Here is a 22,389-nt window from a genome sequence, read left to right on the forward strand (position 1 = left end):
CACCTGTGGCCGGTTCCGCACCCGACTCCCATGAAGAATGACGAACGAGTGCCACCCAAGATTCCCAACGAACGCAAAATTCCAGCCAACTGGGCCGACGAGTCTGTCGTGCCGGTTTCGGGTGTGGCCAGAGAAAGACAGGAGGCAATCTCCTGCAATGAGCGGACAACTCGGCATGTCTCGCCCTCGGCGCGGAAGTTCAGCTTCCGGACGGGTCTTCGAGTTGGCCACCCGTCAGTAGTAGGCTCGCGCCGTTTGTTGACGCACATCTGTACCCCTGCCGGTGATGGGGTCGAGCTGGGGGAGGCCATGCGCTTTCGCGGGAAGTCGATCCGCCGGAAGATCGTGGCGCTGCTCCTCGTGCCGCTGGTGTCCCTGATCGCGATCTGGGGCTTCGCCACGGTGCTCACGGGCCGGGAAGTCGCCCAGTTGTTCCACGTGTCGTCCATCGTCGAGAAGGTCGGCTACCCGACCGAGGACGTCGTCCGCGTCCTGCAGCAGGAACGCAGGCAGACCCTCGTCTACCTCGCCGACCCCCGGGCGTCCGACGCGCTCTACGCGCTGCGCACCACCCGCAGCGCCACCGACGACGCCATCGTCAAGGTGCGCACGAACGCGAAGGACCCGGACGTCCGTGACGGCATGGACACCGACGACGACGAACACCTCACCACCGTCCTGGACGCGTTCGACGGCATCGACTCCCTGCGCCGCAGCGTCGAGGAGGGCACCGTCACCAGGACCCAGGCCCTGGACCTCTACAACCACCTCGTCGACCCCTGTTACGCCCTGCTGGCCTCCCTCGACGGCGTCGACAGCGTGGAACTCGACAAGCAGGCCCGGGCCCTGGTGAACATCACCCGGGCCCGCGAGCTGCTCTCCCGCGAGGACGCCCTGCTGGGATCCGCCCTGGTCGTCGGGAAGCTCTCCCGCGACGAGATCCGCGACGTCTCCGATCTCGCCGCCCAGCGCACCCTGATGTACGACATCAGCCTGCCGGTGCTGCCCGCGACGGAGCGCGAACGCTACGAACGCTTCTGGAAGAACGCCGCCACCGCCCCGCTGCGGTCGGCGGAACAGGCCGTCATCTCCGCCGATCCCGGCAAGGCCCCCGGTGCGGTGAGCGCCAAGAGCTGGGACGCCGCCGCGGGCAGTGTCCTCGACGAGCTGGCCACGCTCAACGACCAGGCCGGCGACCGCTATCAGGACCGCGTCCGCCCCGACGCCATGAGCGTCATCCTCAAGGCGGCCGTCGCCGGGGTCCTCGGCTTCGCCGCCCTGCTCTTCTCGCTGATCCTGTCCGTACGCGTCGGCCGCACCCTCATCCGCGACCTGCGCCAACTGCGCCTGGACGCCCACGAGGCCTCCGGCGTACGGCTGCCCAGCGTGATGCGCCGCCTGTCGGTGGGCGAGCAGGTCGACGTGGAGACAGAGGTCCCGCGCCTGGAGTACGACAGGAACGAGATCGGCGAGGTCGGCCAGGCCCTCAACACCCTGCAACGCGCCGCTGTCGAGGCCGCCGTCAAGCAGGCCGAACTCCGGGCCGGCGTCTCCGAGGTCTTCGTGAACCTCGCCCGCCGCAGCCAGGTCCTCCTGCACAAGCAGCTCACCCTGCTCGACGCCATGGAGCGGCGCACCGAGGACACCGACGAACTCGCCGACCTCTTCCGCCTCGACCACCTCACCACCCGGATGCGCCGGCATGCCGAAGGCCTGGTGATCCTCTCCGGCGCCGCGCCCTCCCGGCAGTGGCGCAAACCCGTCCAGCTCATGGACGTCGTACGCGCCGCCGTCGCCGAGGTCGAGGACTACGAGCGCATCGAGGTCCGCAGGCTGCCCCGGGTCGCCGTCACCGGCCCGGCCGTCGCCGACCTCACCCACCTCGTCGCCGAACTCCTGGAGAACGCCACGGTGTTCTCCCCGCCGCACACCGCCGTGCAGGTCGTGGGTGAACGCGTCGCCAACGGCTTCACCCTGGAGATCCACGACCGCGGCCTCGGCATGGCCGCCGACGCCCTCCTGGACTCCAACCTCCGGCTCGCCGAGACCCCGGAGTTCGAACTGTCCGACACCGACCGGCTGGGCCTGTTCGTGGTCAGCCGGCTCGCCCAGCGGCAGCACGTCCGGGTCTCCCTCCAGCCGTCCCCGTACGGCGGCACCACGGCCGTCGTCCTCATCCCGGACACCCTGCTGACGGACGACGTCCCGGACACCAACGGCATCGGCTTCCGCCTCGACCGGCCCCGCCCCGCCAAGGAGGCCGAACTGGAGGAGGCCCGCCGCGCCTCGCTCTCCCAGACGCCTCTGCAGCTGCCCGGCCTGCCGGCCGCCCTCCTCGACGGACCGGTCGAACTGGAGGCCCCGGTCGACCTGGACGCCCTCGGTGACTTCCCGGGTGCCCTGGACGACGCGGACAGCGAAGGCGGGGGACTGTTCCGCCCGCGCCGCTCCCTCACCCATGAGGACGAGGAGACGCTCGCCCGGCAGGGCGAACCGCCGCACCAGGGCGCCGAGTCGCGCGACGTGGACCGGTCCGACGATCCCGACGCGCCCGTCTCGCTGCCCCGCCGCCGGACGCCCAAGCTGGTCAGCTCCCACGGACGACCGGTGACCGAGCAGCGCGGGCGGCGCGAGGAGGCGGACGACGAGCCTCCTACGGGCCCGAGCCGTACGCGTCCCCAGTCGGCCGCACCGCTGGGCCCGGCCCCGCTGCCCGCCCGCCGCCGCGGTACGGGACCGGCCCGCCGTGGCACCGGCGTCGCCGACCGCCTCGACGAGCAGCGCACCGAGTCCCCGACCGCGTCGGGCCGCGGACCGGGCGACCAGCACACCGGTTCCGGCCCCGGCCGCGGACACGTCGACCAGCCCGACACCCCTGCCCTCCCCATGCGCACCCGGCGCGCCGAGATCACGGCGAACGGCCCGGGCGCGCCCACCGGCCGCCCCGGCACGTCGCCCCAGGCGGGCGGCGCCTCGGGGCCCGGTTCCCACTCCGGCCCGGCGGCGCAGGAGCCGTCCGGCTCCGGTACGACCGCGCTGCCCCGGCGCGTACGCCAGGCCAACCTGGCCCCGCAGCTGAAGCAGAGCCCCGCACGGCGCACCGACGACACGGCGCAGCCGGTCGAGCGGGACGCCGACGAGGTACGCAGCCGGATGGCCTCGCTCCAGCGCGGCTGGCAGCGCGGCCGCGAGGAGAACGCCGAGGGCGACGACGTCCACAGCGGCACAGCACCACACGGAACGACAAAGGGGGACGGTCGATGACCGCACCGCAGGCGACCGGCCACACCGGGGGCGACAGGAACGGCGAGCTCAACTGGCTCCTCGACGACCTCGTGGAACGCGTCGCGAGCATCCGCAAGGCCCTCGTGCTCTCCGGCGACGGCCTTCCGACGGGCGTGTCCCAGGACCTGACCCGGGAGGACAGCGAGCACCTGGCCGCCGTCGCGTCCGGGTTTCACAGCCTCGCCAAGGGTGTGGGCCGCCACTTCGAGGCGGGCAACGTCCGCCAGACGGTGGTCGAACTCGACGACGCCTTCCTGTTCGTCACGGCCGCCGGCGACGGCAGCTGCCTCGCCGTCCTCTCGGACGCGGACTCGGACGTCGGCCTGGTGGCGTACGAGATGACCCTCTTGGTGAAGCGGGTCGGTGTGCATCTGGGCGCCGCTCCGCGCACCGATCTGCCTCAGGGCGGGTAGTGGGATGACATGAGCACAGACGGTCAGGGAAGAAGTCACTGGTTCGACGACGAGGCCGGACCGGTCGTGCGTCCGTACGCCATGACGCGCGGGCGCACGAGCAGTGCGGGCCAGCACCGCCTGGACCTCATCGCGGTGGTCGTCACCGAACCCCAGGCGGACGACCCGGAGGGCGACCACACGCTGTCCCCGGAACATGTGGACATCGTCGGCCTGTGCCGTGACACCCCGCAGTCGGTCGCCGAACTCGCGGCTGAACTCGACCTGCCCATCGGTGTGGTGCGTGTCCTCGTGGGCGATCTCGTGTCCGGGGAGTTCGTCCACGTCAACCGGCCGGTGCCGCCTGCCGAACTGCCGGACGAGAGCATTCTGCGGGATGTGATCAACGGCCTCAGGGCGTTGTGACCGACCGTCCGTCCACGAGGGAGGCGCTTGCGTGAGCGCCTCCCTCGCGCCTTCCCGGACGGCCTCGGGGAACGGGAACCGCACACTCCGCACCACCCGCGCTCCCGGTCTCGGCCACCGGTACGGACCGGGCGCCGTACCAGCCCTGCCGATATGATCTGACCGATCGTCGACGACCGTCCGCGGCACGTCCCCCACCCGCCCGCGGACACACTGCCGAGCAGGACGATCGGGGAGACGGACGTGAGCACGGGCCGACAGTTCCGGGAAACGCTGCACGAGCGGGTCGTCGAGGTCGACGCCCCGCGCGCCGTCGCCACCGTCGCCGACGCGGTGAAGCCGAGGCACTCGGCATCCGCCGACCCGTCTCCCCATCGAAACCCCCGACGGCGGAGGCCACGGCCCTCCGTCGCCCGACCCCCATCAAGCAGGAGAAGAGATCGATGATCTTCGGGCGTTCTGAGCGCGGCAAGCCCCCGGTCGAGCCCGTCACGTTCAAGATCCTGGTGGCCGGCGGATTCGGCGTGGGCAAGACCACCCTCGTCGGCGCGGTCAGCGAGATCAGGCCGCTGCGTACCGAGGAGTTGCTCACCGAGGCCGGACGGCCGGTCGACGACACGAGCGGTGTGGAGGGCAAGCACACCACCACCGTGGCGATGGACTTCGGCCGCATCACCCTGCGCGAGGACCTGGTGCTGTACCTCTTCGGCACGCCCGGCCAGGAGCGGTTCTGGTTCATGTGGGACGAGCTCTCCGAGGGGGCCATCGGGGCGGTCGTCCTCGCCGACACCCGCCGCCTGGAGGACTCCTTCGCGGCCGTCGACTACTTCGAGCGGCGCTCCATACCCTTCGTCGTCGGCGTCAACTGCTTCGACGGATCGGCCCGCTACCCGACCGAAGACGTACGCATGGCCCTCGACCTGGACGAGGGGGTACCGCTGCTGCTCTGCGACGCCCGCGACCGGGAGTCCGTCAAGGAGGTCCTCATCGGCGTGGTCCAGCACGCGATGGCGTACGTCGCGGAGCGCCGCCAGGCCGTCACCGGCTGACCTGACACGGGCGCGGCCCGTACCCCCGCCGACCGGGGTACGGGCCGCTGTCCTTGGATGCGACGCCCGCGCGTGGAGGCCTGGTTGTCGGCCTCGTCGGCGTTATCGACCACGCGCGCGGGGAGTTCAGTTCTCGCCGTCCTCCAGCCAGCCGAAGCTCTTCTCCACGGCCTTGCGCCAGTTGTGGTACTCGCGGTCGCGCGCCGACGCCTCCATGGAGGGCGTCCACTCGACGTCCTTCTGCCAGTGCGTCTTCAGCTCGTCCAGGTCGTTCCACACACCGGTGGCCAGCCCCGCCGCGTACGCGGCGCCCAGGCAGGTCGTCTCGGACACCTTGGGCCGGATCACCGGCACCCCGAGCACATCCGCCTGATGCTGCATGAGCAGGTTGTTCTTCGTCATGCCACCGTCCACCTTCAGGGTGGTGATCTGCACCCCGGAGTCCTGGAACATGGCGTCCACGACCTCCCGCGTCTGCCAGCTCGTCGCCTCCAGCACCGCGCGCGCGAGATGCGCCTTGGTGACGTACCGGGTGAGCCCGGTGACGACACCGCGCGCGTCGGAACGCCAGTACGGGGCGTACAGACCGGAGAACGCCGGCACGATGTACGCGCCGCCGTTGTCCTCGACGCTCGCCGCCAGGGGCTCGATCTCGTCGGCGGTGCGGATGATGCCGAGCTGGTCCCGGAACCACTGAACGAGCGCGCCCGTTATGGCGATCGAACCCTCCAGGCAGTACACGGGCGCCTCACTGCCGATCTTGTAGCCCATGGTCGTCAGCAGCCCGTTCTTCGACGGCACCGGCCGGTTGCCGGTGTTGAGCAGCAGGAAGCTACCGGTGCCGTACGTGTTCTTCGCCGTGCCCACGTCGTAGCAGGCCTGTCCGAACACCGCCGCCTGCTGGTCGCCCAGCGCGGAGGCGACGGGCACCCCCGCGAGCTGGCCGACCGCCGTGCCGTACACCTCGGCGGACGACCTGATCTCGGGCAGGACGGCCTCGGGCACGTTCATCGCGGACAGGATGGACGGGTCCCACTGGAGGGTCTCCAGGTTCATCAGCATGGTCCGCCCGGCGTTGGTCACGTCGGTGACGTGCTGTCCGCCGTCCGTGCCGCCGGTGAGGTTCCAGATCAGCCAGGAGTCGATGGTGCCGAAGGCGATCTCGCCGTGCTCGGCACGTGCCCTGAGGCCGGGCACGTTGTCGAGCAGCCAGGCGGCCTTCGGTCCGGAGAAGTAGCTGGCCAGGGGCAGCCCGGTCTGCTCCCGGAACCGGTCCTGGCCGTCCGAGCCGCCGAGTTGGTTGCACAGCGTGGCCGTCCGCGTGTCCTGCCACACGATCGCGTTGTGGACGGGCTTGCCGGTCGCGCGGTCCCACAGGACCGTGGTCTCGCGCTGGTTGGTGATCCCGAGCGCACTGAGCTGGTCGGCGCGCAGACCGGCCTTGGCGACGGCGCCGGCCACCACGGCCTGCACCTTGGACCAGATCTCGGTGGCGTCGTGCTCCACCCAGCCCGGCTTGGGGAAGATCTGGCGGTGTTCGCGCTGGTCGACGGCGACGATCGCGCCGTCGTGGTCGAAGATGATGCAGCGGCTGGAGGTGGTGCCCTGGTCGATTGCGGCGACGTACTTGTCGGCGTTGTCCGTCATGGCTACCCCTTGGGCTGGGTTCAGAAAAGGCTGCTCGAAGCTGCGTGGATCTGTGTGGAGCCGCGTGGAGCCGCTCAGAAGGCCGCGTTGTAGATGAGGCCCGCGAGCGCTCCGCCGAGCAGCGGGCCGACGACCGGGATCCAGGCGTAACTCCAGTCGGAGGTGCCCTTGTTCGGGATCGGCAGGAAGGTGTGCACGATCCGCGGAGCGAGGTCGCGCGCCGGGTTGATGGCATAGCCGGTCGGTCCGCCGAGGGAGAGTCCGATGCCGACGACCAGCAGCGAGACGATCAGCACCAGGGTCCCGGACTCGCCGAGCCCCGTGGTCAGCCCGAAGGCCAGGATCGGCAGGACGAGCGCGACCGTCGCGATGATCTCCGTGATCAGGTTGGCGACCGGGTTCCGGATCTCCGGGATGGTGGAGAAGATGCCGAGCGTCGCCAGCGGCTCCTCGGCCGTGCCCTCCGTGGTGCCGGTCTCCCGGACATTGGCCTGGAACTGGGCGAAGTACGTGAGATAGCACAGGACGGCGCCGAGCATGGCGCCCACCATCTGGCCCAGCACATAGACCCAGACCTTGCCCCACTCACCGGTGTCGACGGCGATTCCGAGGGTGACGGCCGGGTTGAGATGTCCGCCGGAGAGAGGTGCGGCGGTGTACGCGCCCGCCATCACCCCGAATCCCCAGCCGAACGCGATCACGATCCACCCCGAGGCGCGTGCCTTGGAATATCTCAGGGTGACGGCGGCGCAGACGCCGGCGCCGAACAGGATCAGGATCGCGGTACCGATGACCTCGCCGAGGAAGATGTCTCCGTTGCTCATGGCGGCTCCTAGGCCCTGGGCCCGGGACGATCGGCCCCGGTCCTCCGTGCAGGGTGCGGTTCCCTTGGCGAACTGCCGAGGCCAGGGAGAGTCCCGCACCCCGCCCGGCGTCCGCGACGCGCGTGCCGTAGCAGTCGAATCGCCCATGGGGGTACGGGCCTCGGCCAGGCCGGGCCCACGCGGCGCAGTGCCTGAATACGCCGAGTATGTACGGCGATGTCGACTGACACCGGAAGTGTTCACCGGTGTCCAGGGAGCGTCAAGGTCGCCGACGGGAACGGTTGAGGGCCATGGGCCGATCGCCTGGACGCGGCCTGCCCTCCGGGCCGGGGAGCGGCGCAAGGGGACGCCTGGGCTTCGCCGACGCCCTGAGAAGGCCGTGGCCAAGCATCAAGCCCGCGGGACTGCCACAGTCCGCCCTGAGCCCCTCAGGCGCCCTGCCCGGCCCGTCTGTGCCGGTGCCGGTGCCGGCGCACGCGCCTGCGCCTACGGCCTTGGCCCCGGCCCGATGCCCACGGTGGCCTGAGCGAGTGGGGGTCCGTCCAGCCGTCCGTCCATCCAGACAGCCGGGCCGGCCCCCGCCCACACCGCCCGCACGCGCGCCGACGCACGCCCAGACGCAGTTCAGGAGACGTTCACGCAGCATTCCGGGCCGGTCACGCAGCGGACGGGAAAGTCCTTGCGCCCCTGCCCACTTCGCGGCCCGTCCCGGCTGCGAGGGCCGGCCTTTCACCGCACCGCGATCACCGCCGCCCCGTGCCCGAACAGCCCCTGGTTCGCCGTGATCCCCACGCGCGCGTCCGCGACCTGCCGATCGCCCGCGGCCCCTCTCAACTGCCAGGTGACCTCGCAGACCTGGGCTATCGCCTGGGCCGGAACGGCCTCTCCGAAGGAGGCGAGCCCGCCGCTGGTGTTGACCGGTATGCGACCGCCGAGCGTCGTCGCACCCTCCCTCAGCAGCTTCGCCCCCTCGCCCTCCCCGCACAGCCCCAGGTCCTCGTACCACTGCAACTCCAGCGCGGTGGACAGGTCGTACACCTCGGCGAGGGAGAGATCCTCGGGCCCGATGCCCGCCTCCTCGTAGGCGGCCCGCGCGATGGACGCCCGGAACGTCCCGCCGGCGGGGTCCACGCCCGCCGCCGAGTCCGTCGCGATGTCCGGCAGGTCCAGGACGGTGGTGGGGTAGCGCGGCGTCACCGTGGAGACCGCGCGGATCCGCACCGGGTCCACCGCCCCGTGCCGGCGCGCGAACTCCATGCTGGACAGCACCACGGCGGCTCCGCCGTCGGAGGTCGCGCAGATGTCGAGGAGCCGCAGCGGATCGGCGACCACGGCGGAGGCGGCGACCTCCTCGGCGGTGACCCGCCTGCGGTAGCGGGCGTACGGATTCAACGCCCCCACAGCGGCGTTCTTCACCTTGACCTGTGCGAAGTCCTCCGTGGTGTCCCCGTGCACGGCCATCCGGCGACGGGCGTACAGCCCGAAGTAGGTGGGGTTGGTCGCGCCGAGCACCCGGAACCGCAGCCAGTCCGGATCATCGGGCCGGTCTCCGCCCGCGGGCCGGAAGAACCCCTTCGGCGCGGCGTCGGCACCGACCACGAGCACCACGTCGGCGAGGCCCGAAAGGATCTGCGCCCGCGCGGTGTTGACGGCCTGGGCGCCCGACGCACATGCCGCGTACACGCTCGCGACCCGTGCGCCCTGCCAACCGAGCGCCTTGGCGAACGTGGCCCCGGCCACATAGCCGGGATAGCCGCCACGCACGGTGTCGGCGCCGACGATCGAGCCGATCTCCCGCCAGTCCAGCCCGGCATCGGCGAGCGCCGCGCGGGCCGCCACCACTCCGTACTCGACGAAACCGCGCCCCCACTTGCCCCAGGGGTGCATGCCCGCGCCGAGCACCGCCACCTCACCTGTCACGCCGTCACCCCCGTAGGCCGCCACTGCCAGGTCGTCCAGATCGCCTCCGCGTCCTCATGGAGCACGCCGGGAACGACCTCCACCTCCATGCCCACCGCCAGATCGGCGACGGTGACCCCGGGAACGGCCTGTCCCAGAACCACCATCCGTTCTGCCTCCAGCTCCACAGCGATCAACGCGCACGGCTCCCACGGAAGTTCCGGATTCGTCACATAGGGTGACGGCGGTCGATAGCGGCTGTCGGTGTACGACCAGACGCGTCCGTGCCGGGAGAGGGGTAGCTCCTCCAGGTCGCCGCCGGGACAGCCCGGATTGCGGCAGTGCGCGTCCTCGCGGGGGAAGAAGACGGAGGCGCAGGCCCGGCAGCGGGTGCCGAGCAGTCTGAAGTCGTCCCCCTCGCCGGTGAACCACCCGGCGACCACAGGTGTAGGTGTACGTGACAAAGTCCCTCCCCAACACCGGATCTGACGGAACGTCAGAAGTGTGGCACGGGTGACGTCACATGGGCAGAGGCCGTCGCCCACCGTGCCCCTCAGGGCCGAGTCGGTGTTCGTAGGGGGCCAACCGCATGCGATCGCTTCCCTCGCGGAACACACTGCTGATAGATGCAGGAGACATGACACGACTCACGAGCGCGGTACGCGGCCTTGTCACCGTGTGCGCCGCCCTGCTGACCGTCACCACCGCGACCGCCACCGCCCGCGCGCACTCCGGGCCCAAAGCACCGTCGGACTTCGTGGCCCTCGCAACCGTGGACCCGACGATCATCCAGGAGATGCGCTACTTCACCCCGCACAACTTCGTCGGCGAGCCCGTCGACGGCTACCGGCAGCCGATCTGCATCCTCACCCGCCCCGCCGCCGAGGCACTCCGTCAGGCACAGACCGAACTCCTGCCGCAGGGCTACACCCTCAAGGTCTACGACTGCTATCGGCCGCAGCGCGCCGTGGACCACTTCGTGCGCTGGGCCGAGGATCTCGACGACCAGGCCATGAAGGGCGAGTTCTACCCGGACGTCGACAAGACCCGTCTGTTCGAGGACGGTTACATCGCCGAGAAATCCGGCCACAGCCGCGGTTCGACGATGGACCTCACCATCGTGAGGCGGCCCGCACAGCCGACCAGGCCGTATGTGCCGGGAGAGCCACTGGTGCCCTGCTACGCACCCCAGAGCGAGCGTTTCCCGGACAACTCCGTCGACATGGGAACCGGCTTCGACTGCTTCGACACGCTCTCGCACACCCTCGATCCGCGTATCGAGGGCGAACAGCGGGCCAACCGGCTGCTGCTGAAGGGCACCCTGGAGAACCTGGGCTTCGTGAACCTCGCCGAGGAGTGGTGGCACTACACCTACAAGCCCGAGCCCTACCCGGACACCTACTTCGACTTCCCGGTGTCCGCGAAGTCGCTCACCAAGGGCCGGTGAATCCCGGCCGACCGTAAGGGGCCACCTCCGGAAGACGCCCTTCCATTGATCGGATACAGTCCGCCGCGTGTCCGAAACTCAGTACTCAACCCCCAACTCCGCACCCGGCTCACACTGTTCGGCCTGTGGAGCTCTCTACGGAGAGGGCGTCTCCGGCTGGCCTCGCACCTGCCCGGCCTGCAACACCGTCGCCTACCGCAATCCGCTCCCCGTCGCGGTGGCACTCCAGCCGGTGTACGACACACAGGGCACCGCCCTCGTGGTCATCACCCGAACCATCGCCCCCGCGCGCGGCGGCATCGCCCTGCCCGGCGGCTACATCGACGACCGTGAGGACTGGCGGCACGCCCTCGTCCGTGAGCTCAAGGAGGAGACCGGCATCGACGCGGCGAGCCGCGACGTACGGCTCGTCGACGCGCTGAGCTCGAACGACGGGCACCTCCTGCTGCTCGGCGTCCTGCCGGAACGTCCGGCCGACGACCTCCCGGCCTCGGAGGCCACGGACGAGACCCAGGGCTGGCATCTCCTGCGCAGGCCGGAGGAGCTCGCCTTCCCCCTGCACACACTGGCCGCGCGGGCCTGGTTCGAGGGCCGGTACGCCTGACCTCAGCCCGTCCCCGACCCCCGTACGCGCACCGGGTGGGGCGGCTCGCCGACGCCGTCCTCACCCTCCCGCTCGACCACCACCCGCGCGCCCTCCCAACGGGCGACATAGCGCTCGATCTCCGGCTCGTTCCACCCCTCGCCCGCGTCCGGCACCACCAGCCCGCCCCCGGTACGTCCCCGGGCGGGCGCCCAGACCTCCAACTCCAGCCCGCCGTCGTCACCACGCACGGGGATGACGGCGCCCGCCCGCGCCAGGACGGGGATCCGGGACAGCGGGGCGTCGACGAGGACCTGCGCCGGCCCCTCGTACGCCCGCCCGGTCGCCGTGTCGTACCAGCGCCCCCGAGGCAACTGCACCGCCCGCCGGTCCGCGCCAGGACCGAGCACGGGCGCCACCAGCAGCGCGTCACCCAGCAGAAACGCGTCCTCACAGGCCCGCAGCGCGCGGTCCTCCGGCGCCGACCACCACAAGGGACGCACATAAGGCGCCCCCGTACGCCGGGCCAGATGCGCCAGCGTCACGAAATAGGGCAGCAGCCGCCGACGTTCGACGAGCGCCACGCGCGCGTGCTCCAGCACCTCGTCGCCGAACTCCCACGGTTCCCCGCACCCGGCCCGCGGACTCGCCTGCGTGCGGAAGAACGGCAGGTACGAGCCCAGTTGGAGCCACCGCAGATACAACTCCGGGGACGGACTCCCGTCGAAACCGCCCACATCCGGCCCCGAGTACGGCACCCCGCACAACCCCAGCCCCATGACCAGCGACAGGGACGCCCGCAGCCCGGGCCAGCCCGTGGCGACCTCGCCGGACCACGTCCCGCCGTACCGCTGCATCCCCGCCCAGCCGGAGCGGGAGAAGACGAAGGGGCGATCCCCGGGAGCCAGTTCGCGCAGTCCCTCGTGAGCCGCCTGCGCCATGCACAACGCGTACACGTTGTGCGCCTCGCGATGATCCCCGCCCCGCCCTTCCAGGGAGTGCCTGGCCGACCGCGGCAGCGTCGACTCCCCGAAGGCGGCGAACGACGTCGGCTCGTTCATGTCGTGCCAGAAGCCCGAGAACCCCTGCGCGAGCCGCTCCTGATAGAGGCGCCCCCACCACTGACGCACACGCGCGCGGGTGAAGTCCGGATACACGGCCTCGCCGGGCCGGACGAGACCCCGCACGAGTCGCCCGGCGGCGTCCCGCACGAACGCGTCCTCGGCCGTCCCGCTGTCGAACACGGCGTTGCCCGGCTCCGCCCTGACCGCGGGACCGACGACCGACACCAGCCGGATCCCGTCCCGCCCCAACTCCTCGGCCAGCACCGGCAGCTTGGGGAAGTGGTCCTCGTCGACGGTGAACACCCGGTGCGCGTCCTGGTGGCCGACGTCCAGATGCACCGCGTCGAGCGGCAGAGAGCGTTCCTGGTAGCCCGCCACGACGCGCCGCACCTCCTCCTCACCGCCGAAGCCCCCGTGCGCGTGATGGTGCCCCAGCGCCCACGCCGGCGGCAGGGCCGGTGCCCCGGTGAGCGAGGCCCAGCCGAGCAGCACGCGCGCGGGCGTGCCCACTATCACCCAGCAGCGCAGCGGCCCGCCCTCCAACCGCAGTTCGCACGCGCCGGCCCGGTCATGGCCGGACCCGGCGCCCTCCTCGCCCTCCCGAAGGGTGACCTTGCCGTCCCACGAGGTGTCGTGGAAGACCAGGTGCGTGGCCGCGTCGGCCACCACCAACTGCACCGGCATCGTGAGATACAGCGGGTCGTCGTCGGGCCCGAAGGGCCGCCCCGGATCGGTGTTCCACAGGCGGTACGTCCCGTCACGCAGCCGGGGACCCGAAGCCCGCCCGCCGAGCCCGAAGAACCGCGCGTCCGCGGCCACTTCCGAGCGCTGCATCCAGCGTGCCTGCCCGCCCCCGACCGGCTCCCACCACCGGGGCGGCAGATCCCGGCGCAGGGTCACTCCGCCCGGCGTGAGCACCTCGATGGCGCCGTGCCGTGAGACGGCGACCGTCACCCGCTCGGCCACGACCCGCCAGCCGCCGTCCTTGTCCGGCTCCAGCACCGCCCGGGGGTCCGGCTCCCAGCGGCCCCCGAGCGCGTACGACGGCTCCGGACCCGCCCCGTCCCAGCCCCAGAACACCGCCCCGTGCACGGTGACGGTGATCCGCAGCTCGGAGCGGGCGAACCGGACGACACCGCCCCCGGGCCCGGGCTCCACCTCCCGCACCGGTCCGGGCACCCGAGCCCGCTCCGCTCCCCGGGGCGGCAGCCCGGAGGCGTCGACACGCCTCCTGCGCCACGCGGCCCGCACGGTACGCAACCCCTGGGCCGCCCCCGCCGAACCGACTGACTTCACCGAACGCACCAGGCCACGACCGTCCATGCTGCTCAGCCTGCCATTGACCGATCCGCACAGGCGTGTCGTTCAACTTCCGTTCACCCGTGTTGGGACCACATCTTCACGACACGGACTATGTGGGGCACACCCTGGTGCAGGAATTGATCACATGGCATCGTCCATGTCAGCCGCGCCACGCGCACACCCACGCCCGTGCGCGGACGACGCACACGACGCGCACAGTCCGGGAGCCGCCCCATGTCGACCGTGAACCCCCAGCCGCTCTGGCAGCCCGATCCGGAACGCATCGCCCAGGCACAGATCACCAGGTTCCAGTCCTGGGCGGCCGAACACCACGGTGCCCCCTCCGAGGGCGGCTACCCCGCACTGCACCGCTGGTCCGTCGACGAACTGGACGCGTTCTGGACCGCCGTGACCCAGTGGTTCGACGTACGGTTCTCGGCGCCCTACGCGCGCGTACTCGGCGACCGCTCCATGCCTGGCACCCCATGGTTCCCCGGAGCGACCCTCAACTACGCCGAGCACGCCCTGCGCGCCGCCGCGACCCGCGCGGACGAACCGGCCCTCCTGCACGTCGACGAGGCCCACGAGCCACGCCCCGTGACCTGGGCCGAACTACGCCGCCAGGTCGGTTCCCTGGCCGCCGAGCTGCGCGCCCTCGGAGTCCGTCCCGGAGACCGCGTCAGCGGCTATCTCCCCAACATCCCGCAGGCCGTCGTCGCCCTCCTGGCCACCGCCGCCGTGGGGGGCGTCTGGACATCCTGTGCCCCCGACTTCGGCGCCCGCAGCGTCCTCGACCGCTTCCAGCAGGTCGAACCGGTGGTCCTGTTCACCGTCGACGGCTACCGCTACGGCGGCAAGGAACACGACCGCCGCGACACGGTCGCCGAACTGCGCCGTGAACTCCCCACGCTGCGCGCCGTCGTCCACATCCCCCTGCTCGGCACCGAGGTCCCCGAAGGCGCCCTCCCCTGGTCGGCCCTCACGACGGCCGACACGGAACCCGTCTTCGAGCAGGTGCCCTTCGACCACCCCCTGTGGGTGCTCTACTCCTCGGGCACCACCGGCCTCCCCAAGGCCATCGTGCAGTCCCAGGGCGGCATCCTCGTGGAGCACCTCAAGCAACTCGGCCTGCACTGCGACCTGGGACCCGAGGACCGCTTCTTCTGGTACACGTCCACCGGCTGGATGATGTGGAACTTCCTCGTCTCCGGGCTCCTCACGGGCACCACCGTCGTTCTCTACGACGGCAGCCCCGGCTACCCCGACACGGGCGCCCAGTGGCGGATCGCCGAACGCACCCGGGCCACGCTCTACGGCACCTCGGCCGCCTATGTCATGGCCTGCCGCAAGGCCGGTGTGCACCCCGGCCGCGACCACGACCTCTCCAAGGTGCGGTGCGTCGCCACCACCGGCTCGCCCCTGCCGCCCGACGGCTTCCGCTGGCTGCACGACGAGGTGCACGACGACCTGTGGATCGCCTCCGTCAGCGGCGGCACGGACGTCTGCTCCTGCTTCGCGGGAGCCGTACCGACCCTCCCCGTGTACATCGGAGAGCTCCAGGCACCCGGCCTCGGCACCGACCTGCAGTCCTGGGACCCGAGCGGCAGGCCCCTGGTCGACGAGGTCGGCGAACTCGTCGTCACCAACCCCATGCCGTCCATGCCGATCCGCTTCTGGAACGACCCGGACGGCAGCCGCTACCACGACAGCTACTTCGACACCTATCCCGGAGTGTGGCGCCACGGCGACTGGATCACCGTCACCTCACGCGGCTCGGTCGTCATCCACGGCCGCTCCGACTCGACACTCAACCGCCAAGGCGTACGCATGGGTTCGGCGGACATCTACGAAGCCGTCGAACGACTCCCCGAGATCAGGGAATCACTCGTCATCGGCGTCGAACAGTCCGACGGCGGCTACTGGATGCCCCTCTTCGTGCACCTGGCCCCCGGAGCCGTCCTCGACGAGAGCCTCCTGGCCCGGATCAGACAGACCATCCGCGAACAGCTCTCCCCCCGCCACGTCCCCGACGAGGTCATCGAGGTGCCCGCCATCCCGCACACCCTCACCGGCAAGCGCATCGAAGTGCCCGTGAAACGCCTGCTCCAGGGCACCCCCTTGGAGAAGGCCGTCAACCCGGGCTCCATCGACAACCTCGACCTGCTCCACTTCTACGAGGACCTGGCCCGCAAGCGCGCCTGACCCAAGCCCCGCAACGGCCGCTCAACCCCCGTAGGTGGCCTCGGACTCACCGAGTACGACAGCGAAGTCCGAGGCCAGCCCCGCCGCGTCGGCCGGCTCCAATTCGGCCACCGAGATCCGCACCGCCGGACCGGACGCCAGCCGGAACCGCGCACCCGCCGCCACCCACCAGCCGTACGACCGCAGCCCGTTCATCACCGCCGACTCGTCCCGCACGGGCACCCAGAGGTTCATCCCGCTCGCGGCATGAGCCTGGACACCCCGCGCCGCGAGCTCCCGAAGCAGGGCCGTCCGACGCAGCGCGTACGTCTCCTGCGCACGCGCCACCAACGCGCGCGTGCCGTCGTCCGTCATCAGCCCGTGGACGGTGTCCTGGAGCAGATGGCTGACCCAGCCGGAGGTCAGCAGCAGCCGCCCGTCGTGCCGGGCGAGCGAGGTCGGGTCACAGGCCGCCGCCGCCCATCGCAGATCGGTCCCCAGGAACTTGCTCACCGTCCGCACATGCACCCAGCGTGCGAGCCCGCTCCCCGTGAGCGTCCGCAGGGGGGCGTGAGCGACCGCGGACGCGTGGTCGTTCTCCACGACCAGCACCTCGGGCCCCTCCCGGAGCACCTCGACGAGCGCGTCCCGGCGCACCGCCGAGAAGCAGCCGCCGTACGGATTCTGCGCCCGCGGACTGCACACCACCGCACGCACACCCGCGCGCAGCGCCTCCCGCAGCGCGTCGGGCCGGATGCCCTCGTCGTCCACGGCCACGGGAACAATACGCAGCCCCAAGGCCGTGACCAGGTCCAGCAGATGGTGGTATCCGGGATCCTCCATGGCCACCGGGTCGCCGGGCCGCAACTCCACCGACAACAGCCGTCCGATCAGATCCAGCGCCCCGTGCGCGAAGGTCACGTGCTCGACGGGGATGCCGTCGGGACCCAACCAGTCGCGCACGCCGTCCTCCAGCCGCGCCAGGCGCGGTGTCGCACGATGCGAACGGGCGCCGGGGGAGAGGCGGGAGGGCGGCACCAGGCTGGGGAGCAGTGCCGGATCGGGGTGTCCGCCGGACAGGTCCCGCAGCCCTTCCGGGACTCTGGGCGGACGCCGTGACGCGACGGCCGGAGCGGGCGCCACCGCCGTGCCACCGCGACCGCGCGTCACCACGATCCCGCGCTGCCGCAGCTCCTTGTAGGCCGTGGCGACCGTCCCCGCACTCACCCCCAGTTCGTCCGCGAGCCGCCGGACCGGGGGCAGCGCCACGCCCGGGCCGAGAGCCCCCTCCGCCACACCCCGCTCGATCGACCCGGCAATCCCCTTGGCCGTCGTACCACTGATCCCATATTGTGTTGCCACGTTGCCAAGTATGTATCAGTACATAACTGGAGAGCAAGGGGGAGCAGTGCATCCGATACGCCGCGCAGCCGCCTGGTCGAAGGACGTTCCGGGTGGACGCGACGGAAACAGAATGCTCGTCGTGGCCCTCGTAGACCGCGTCGGCAGCGGGCTGTGGACCTCGGTGGCCGTCCTGTACTTCACCTTCGTATCCGGCCTGTCCCTCACCGAGGTCGGCACACTCGTCGCCGTCGCCGGCGCGATCGGCATCGCGGGCGCACCACTCGGCGGCCGCATCGCCGACCGGCTCCCGATCACCCGCGTCCTGCCGGCCGTCCAACTGCTGCGGGCGACGGCCTCCTTCGCACTGCTCACCACGGACCACTTCGCCCTGCTCCTCGCCTTCTCGGCCGTCGGCAGCCTCGGCGACCGCGCCGCCAACGTCCTCACCAGGCTCTACTCCACCCGCATCGCAGGACCGGACCGCGTCCGCTACCAGGCCGTCCAGCGAACCGTCGCCAACGCCGGCTGGGCCCTCGGCGGCCTCATCGCCGCCGCCGCGCTCGCCGTCGACACCACCACCGCCTACCAGTGGCTCCTCGCGGGCGACGCCCTGACCTTCATCGCCTCCGCACTCCTCACCCTGCGCTGCGGAGAACCCCCGTCCCCCTCCCGCACGGTCGCCACCTCGAAGAGCCCGGGCCCTCGAACCCGACCGGCCAACCCCTGGCGCGACCGTCACTACCTCGCCTACGTCGCCACCGAGACCGTCCTCTTCCTCGACGACGCCGTCTTCAAAATCGGCCTGCCCCTGTGGATCGCGCACGCGAGCAACGCACCCCACGGCCTCGCACCCATGCTCCTCGTCCTCAACAACGTCATGGTGGTCGCCCTCCAGGTCCCCCTGGCCCGCTACGGCACCACCACCGCAGCCGCCCGCACCCTCCTCCTCCCGCTCTCCGCCGCCTTCGCCCTCGGCGGCATCGCCATGACGCTCTCCGCCGGCGGCGGCCCCGTCACCGCCACACTGCTCCTCACCGCCTCGGCCATCGCCTTCACCCTGGCCGAGATGCTGCACGCCACCGTCTCCTGGGAACTCTCCGTCGCCCTCGCCCCCGAGACCGCCCAGGGCGCCTACCTCGGCGTCCACGGCCTCGCCCAGTCCGCACAGCGCAGCCTCGGACCACTCGCCGTCACCGCGGCCATCGCCACCGGCCCGCTCGGCTGGACCGCTTTCGGCGCCACCATCGCCCTGACCTGCATAGTCCAGCACCGACTGGTCCGCGACCGCCTCGCACCGACGCCGTTGTCAGTGCCGCCGATTACTGTGAGTGAGCATTGATCGACCGTTCACAGGGGGAACCATGGCGCACACCGACCACCAGACCATGCGACGCGTCCTGCGCCGCGAAATCGCCGGCACCATCGGCCTGCTCACCGACGAACACGACTTCCGCGCCATGAAGCGCTACCGCAGCTTCACCTTCGACGACCACACGGCCTATCTGGGCCAGGTCGAGAGCATCCTCAAAACCCGCGCCGCACAAGGCAGCCACACCACGGTCGCCCTCTTCGACCCACAGGAGTACGCCGAGTTCTGCACGGACGCGGGCCTCGACCCCGACATCCAGTCCAGCCGCACCCGCTTCACCGCGGAACTCGCGACCACAGGCCCGACCATCCCCTACGACGGCCAGGCCCTCGCCGACCTCGTACCGGCCCTCGTCGACGAAGCCGTCCGACAGGCCACCTGGGAGTACGCGAGCACCCTCCTGGCCCGCCTCGGCGCCTGCGCCTCCTGCGGCGAGGACATCGGTCGAGCGGCCTTCGTCCGCGCCTCCCACCTGCTCGTCCGCATCCTCGAAACGGCCCGGCGCGGAGACCGCCACCTCGTCTGCAGCGTCACAGGCACCCCGGAAACCGTGATGTCCGTGCTCCACACAGAGGAAGACACCGACGGATCCACCCACCTCGACGAGGCCGAAGCCCTTGAATTCACCACCGTCCTGGCCCTCGGCCTGGCCACCGAGAGCCCTGGCGGTCTGGTCATGCGCACCAGCACCCCCGACACCCCGGACCGCATCTACGGCTGGCGCCTGCGCGGAGAAGGCCTCGAACCCCTCACCGCAGGCGAGGTCTTCGACGCCTACTGCACGGACATCGACTCCGGTGATCTGATCTCGCCGGAATCGGACGTCGACTACTGCGCACCGCCCGACCTCGGCGACACCGGCCGGACACCCGGACACCACCACTGAACGCGGGAGGGGCTCCCCACCCGCAGGTGGAGCGCCCCTCACAGCACCGTCGTCGGCCGACCGGCCCGGCACCTACTCGCCGGACAGCACCGCCTGAGCCGCGTTACGCGCTTCCTCGGCACTGTCCGTGGCCCGAGCGGCCGCCGCGGCCCGCTCGCACTGCGCCAGCGTGTACTTCGCCAACGTCGACCGGACATAGGGAATCGAAGCCGCACCCATGGAAAGGGAGGTGACACCGAGACCGGTCAACACACAGGCGAGCAACGGGTCGGACGCGGCCTCGCCGCAGACACCACAGCTCTTGCCCTCGGCCTTCGCCGCCTCGGCGGACAGCGCGACCAGGTCGAGCAGCGCGGGCTGCCACGGATCCTGCAGACGCGACACCGCCCCCACCTGACGGTCCGCCGCGAAGGCGTACTGCGCGAGGTCGTTGGTCCCCAGGGACAGGAACTCGACCTCCTGCAGAATCGAGCGCGCCCGCAGCGCGGCCGACGGGATCTCCACCATCGCCCCGAACTTAGCCCGCAGCCCTGCCTCACGGCACGCGTCGGCGAACGCCTTCGCGTCCGCACGGTCCGCCACCATCGGGGCCATGACCTCAAGGTAGACCGGCAGCCCCTCGGCCGCCTTGGCCAGCGCCGTCAGCTGCGTGCGCAGCACGTCGGGATGGTCGAGCAACGACCGCAGACCCCGCACGCCCAAAGCCGGGTTCGGCTCGTCGGCCGGCGTGAGGAAGTCCAACGGCTTGTCCGCACCGGCGTCCAGCACCCGCACCACGACACGACCCTCGGGGAACGCCTCGAGAACCTGACGATAGGCGTCGACCTGCTTCTCCTCCGAGGGAGCGTTCTTGCTGTCGTCGAGGAAGAGGAACTCGGTACGGAACAGTCCGACACCCTCGGCCCCGGCCTCGACGGCTGCCGGCACATCGGCCGGGCCGCCGATGTTGGCCAGCAGGGGCACCTTGTGACCGTCGGAGGTGACACCCGGCCCGGTGGTGGCGGCCAGCGCCGCCCTGCGCTCGGCGGCCTGCGCCTCCAACTGCGCCCTCCGCTCCGCCCCGGGATTCACGAAGATCTCGCCGGTGCTTCCGTCCACGGCGATCATCGTGCCCTCGGCCAACTCACTCGCGCCGGGCAGAGCGACGACGGCCGGTACCCCGAGCGCACGAGCCAGGATCGCACTGTGGCTGGTCGGCCCGCCCTCCTCGGTGACGAACCCGAGCACGAGCGTCGGATCCAGCAGCGCGGTGTCGGCCGGCGCGAGGTCCCGAGCGATGAGCACGTACGGCTCGTCGCTGTCGGGGACACCCGGCATCGGCACCCCGAGCAGGCGGGCGACGATACGATTCCGCACGTCATCAAGGTCGGCCACCCGACCGGCCAGGTACTCACCGGCACCGGCCAGCAGTTCGCGGTACGCGGCGAAGGCGTCGTACACCGCACGCTCGGCCGTGCCCCCGACGGCGATACGGCGTTCCACATCCGCCATCAGCTCGGGGTCCTGGGCCATCATGGCCTGCGCCTCAAGCACCGCCTGGGCTTCGCCCCCGGCGAGATTGCCGCGCGCCATCAGGTCGGCCGCCACAGCCTCGACGGCCTTGCGCGCGCGCCCCTGTTCACGTTCCGCGTCCTCCGCCGGAATCTGCTTGGCGGGCGGTTCCAGAACCGCTGTTCCCATGTGCCGAACCTCGCCGATCGCCACACCGTGGCTCACGCCGACGCCTCGCAGCGTTGTCTCCATCTCACCCGTCTCCGATAATGCGGCGGGTCCCGCCGCCGCGGTGGTTGTCCCTACTGGCCGTCATACGACGGCGCCGGCGTTACTGCCAGAGGAAGAGACTGTCGCCGGATTTCACGTCGCCGTCCTCACGCAGTTCGGTGAGCGCCTCGGCCGTGGCCTCAAGTGCGACGACCGGGCATACCGGAGACTTGCCGGCCGCCTCGACCGCCGCCGGGTTCCAACGCACCACGCTCTGACCGCGCGTGACGGTGTCGCCCTTGTTCACGAGCAGTTCGAAGCCCTGACCGTTGAGCTGCACCGTGTCGATGCCCAGATGAGTGAGCACACCGTGCCCTTGATCGTCGACGACGACGAAGGCGTGGGGGTGGAGCGAGACGATGACTCCGTCCACGGGCGCAACAGCCTCGGAAGGCTCACGTACGGGGTCGATGGCCGTACCGGGGCCAACCATGGCCCCGGAGAAGACCGGATCGGGGACTGCGGCCAGTCCGATGGCGCGTCCGGCGAGCGGGGACGACACGGTGGTCATGGGAAGCCTCCCAGGGGTGGAGATCTATAGGTGCCGTCACTGTCTGTCCCGGACGGACGGCGCACTGTTTCAGCAGCGTATGTCACATGTAGTACCGGTTCCGCACGAGAGCTTACGGATTAGTGGTCTAGACCACAAGCCCAGTCGATTTGCACCCGTCTCGCGGCCCCGTGTACAGTCGTACTCCTGCTCAGGGCTGAGCGACGCACTCGTGTGTCCTTGCCTGGCAGTACCCAACTTGTCAGATCCTATCTCGGGGTCATCTTCTGCATGCCTGCAGGACGGTGGTCAGGGGGCCGGAAAAACACTGATAGAGTTTGGAACACCGAAGGGAAGCGCCCGGAGGAAAGCCTGAGAGAGTCTCTCGGGTGAGTACAAAGGAAGCGTCCGTTCCTTGAGAACTCAACAGCGTGCCAAAA

17 protein-coding genes are annotated in these 22,389 nt (G+C 70.9%); 9 read left to right on the forward strand and 8 right to left on the reverse strand.

The genetic code is table 11. From position 1 onward, the window contains the following. The first annotated feature begins 309 nt into the window (after window positions 1-309). The 4 genes from ACZ5VD_RS29835 (at window position 310) to ACZ5VD_RS29850 (ending at window position 5,152) form a co-directional block, all read left to right on the forward strand. Entirely contained in the window at window positions 310-3,264 is a 2,955-nt protein-coding gene (locus ACZ5VD_RS29835) for a nitrate- and nitrite sensing domain-containing protein (protein WP_468683828.1), read from the forward strand. After that, the gene (locus tag ACZ5VD_RS29840) at window positions 3,261-3,698 is read left to right on the forward strand and encodes a roadblock/LC7 domain-containing protein (RefSeq protein WP_468553344.1); all 438 of its coding nucleotides are present in this window, start codon (window positions 3,261-3,263) and stop codon (window positions 3,696-3,698) included. The genes ACZ5VD_RS29835 and ACZ5VD_RS29840 overlap by 4 nt, the downstream gene beginning before the upstream one ends. A gap of 9 nt (window positions 3,699-3,707) precedes the next feature. Beyond that, the gene (locus ACZ5VD_RS29845) at window positions 3,708-4,103 is read left to right on the forward strand and encodes a DUF742 domain-containing protein (RefSeq protein WP_468553343.1); all 396 of its coding nucleotides are present in this window, start codon (window positions 3,708-3,710) and stop codon (window positions 4,101-4,103) included. 443 nt (window positions 4,104-4,546) lie between these two features. Then, window positions 4,547-5,152: a GTP-binding protein gene (locus ACZ5VD_RS29850; RefSeq protein WP_468553342.1), complete on the forward strand. Its 606-nt coding sequence runs from the start codon at window positions 4,547-4,549 to the stop codon at window positions 5,150-5,152. Between the two features lie 126 nt (window positions 5,153-5,278). Here the strand turns inward: ACZ5VD_RS29850 and glpK are convergent, their stop codons facing one another. The 4 genes from glpK to ACZ5VD_RS29870 all read right to left on the reverse strand — a co-directional run bounded on the left by glpK (window position 5,279) and on the right by ACZ5VD_RS29870 (window position 9,965). Next, on the reverse strand, window positions 5,279-6,799 hold the full coding sequence (gene glpK, locus ACZ5VD_RS29855; protein WP_468683829.1) for a glycerol kinase GlpK: 1,521 nt from the start codon (window positions 6,797-6,799) through the stop codon (window positions 5,279-5,281). Between the two features lie 74 nt (window positions 6,800-6,873). Continuing rightward, on the reverse strand, window positions 6,874-7,623 hold the full coding sequence (locus tag ACZ5VD_RS29860) for an MIP/aquaporin family protein (RefSeq protein WP_468553340.1): 750 nt from the start codon (window positions 7,621-7,623) through the stop codon (window positions 6,874-6,876). A gap of 729 nt (window positions 7,624-8,352) precedes the next feature. After that, the gene (locus tag ACZ5VD_RS29865; RefSeq protein ID WP_468683830.1) at window positions 8,353-9,543 is read right to left on the reverse strand and encodes a lipid-transfer protein; all 1,191 of its coding nucleotides are present in this window, start codon (window positions 9,541-9,543) and stop codon (window positions 8,353-8,355) included. Beyond that, window positions 9,540-9,965, reverse strand: a complete 426-nt coding sequence (locus ACZ5VD_RS29870) for a Zn-ribbon domain-containing OB-fold protein (RefSeq protein WP_468683842.1) — start codon at window positions 9,963-9,965, stop codon at window positions 9,540-9,542. Before ACZ5VD_RS29870 ends, ACZ5VD_RS29865 begins: the two co-directional genes overlap by 4 nt. A 194-nt stretch (window positions 9,966-10,159) precedes the next feature. Here ACZ5VD_RS29870 and ACZ5VD_RS29875 point away from each other — a divergent pair, with 194 nt between their 5' ends. Both ACZ5VD_RS29875 and ACZ5VD_RS29880 read left to right on the forward strand, forming a co-directional pair. Continuing rightward, the gene (locus ACZ5VD_RS29875; protein WP_468553337.1) at window positions 10,160-10,969 is read left to right on the forward strand and encodes a M15 family metallopeptidase; all 810 of its coding nucleotides are present in this window, start codon (window positions 10,160-10,162) and stop codon (window positions 10,967-10,969) included. Window positions 10,970-11,036: 67 nt separating this feature from the next. Then, window positions 11,037-11,573, forward strand: coding sequence for an NUDIX domain-containing protein (locus tag ACZ5VD_RS29880; RefSeq protein WP_468553336.1), 537 nt, complete (start codon window positions 11,037-11,039; stop codon window positions 11,571-11,573). Between the two features lie 2 nt (window positions 11,574-11,575). Here the strand turns inward: ACZ5VD_RS29880 and ACZ5VD_RS29885 are convergent, their stop codons facing one another. After that, on the reverse strand, window positions 11,576-13,939 hold the full coding sequence (locus tag ACZ5VD_RS29885; protein WP_468553335.1) for a glycoside hydrolase family 31 protein: 2,364 nt from the start codon (window positions 13,937-13,939) through the stop codon (window positions 11,576-11,578). Between the two features lie 213 nt (window positions 13,940-14,152). On the opposite strand from ACZ5VD_RS29885, the gene ACZ5VD_RS29890 reads away from it, so the two are divergent. Continuing rightward, window positions 14,153-16,120, forward strand: coding sequence for an acetoacetate--CoA ligase (locus ACZ5VD_RS29890; protein WP_468683831.1), 1,968 nt, complete (start codon window positions 14,153-14,155; stop codon window positions 16,118-16,120). 21 nt (window positions 16,121-16,141) lie between these two features. Here the strand turns inward: ACZ5VD_RS29890 and ACZ5VD_RS29895 are convergent, their stop codons facing one another. Then, window positions 16,142-17,461 carry an aminotransferase class I/II-fold pyridoxal phosphate-dependent enzyme gene (locus tag ACZ5VD_RS29895; protein ID WP_468683832.1) on the reverse strand — a complete coding sequence of 440 codons (1,320 nt, stop codon included), beginning with the start codon at window positions 17,459-17,461 and terminating at the stop codon, window positions 16,142-16,144. Window positions 17,462-17,573: 112 nt separating this feature from the next. On the opposite strand from ACZ5VD_RS29895, the gene ACZ5VD_RS29900 reads away from it, so the two are divergent. Continuing rightward, window positions 17,574-18,782 (forward strand): MFS transporter, encoded by a 1,209-nt coding sequence (locus ACZ5VD_RS29900; protein WP_468683834.1) that lies wholly within the window; start codon window positions 17,574-17,576, stop codon window positions 18,780-18,782. 22 nt (window positions 18,783-18,804) lie between these two features. Beyond that, window positions 18,805-19,698, forward strand: a complete 894-nt coding sequence (locus ACZ5VD_RS29905) for a hypothetical protein (protein ID WP_468683836.1) — start codon at window positions 18,805-18,807, stop codon at window positions 19,696-19,698. A 72-nt stretch (window positions 19,699-19,770) separates the two neighbouring features. On the opposite strand, the gene ptsP is transcribed toward ACZ5VD_RS29905, so the two are convergent. Beyond that, entirely contained in the window at window positions 19,771-21,441 is a 1,671-nt protein-coding gene (ptsP, locus tag ACZ5VD_RS29910; protein ID WP_468553330.1) for a phosphoenolpyruvate--protein phosphotransferase, read from the reverse strand. A 79-nt stretch (window positions 21,442-21,520) separates the two neighbouring features. After that, window positions 21,521-21,970 (reverse strand): PTS sugar transporter subunit IIA, encoded by a 450-nt coding sequence (locus ACZ5VD_RS29915; protein WP_468683837.1) that lies wholly within the window; start codon window positions 21,968-21,970, stop codon window positions 21,521-21,523. Window positions 21,971-22,389 lie beyond the last annotated feature (419 nt).

The organism is Streptomyces sp. NPDC032822 (assembly GCF_055578825.1).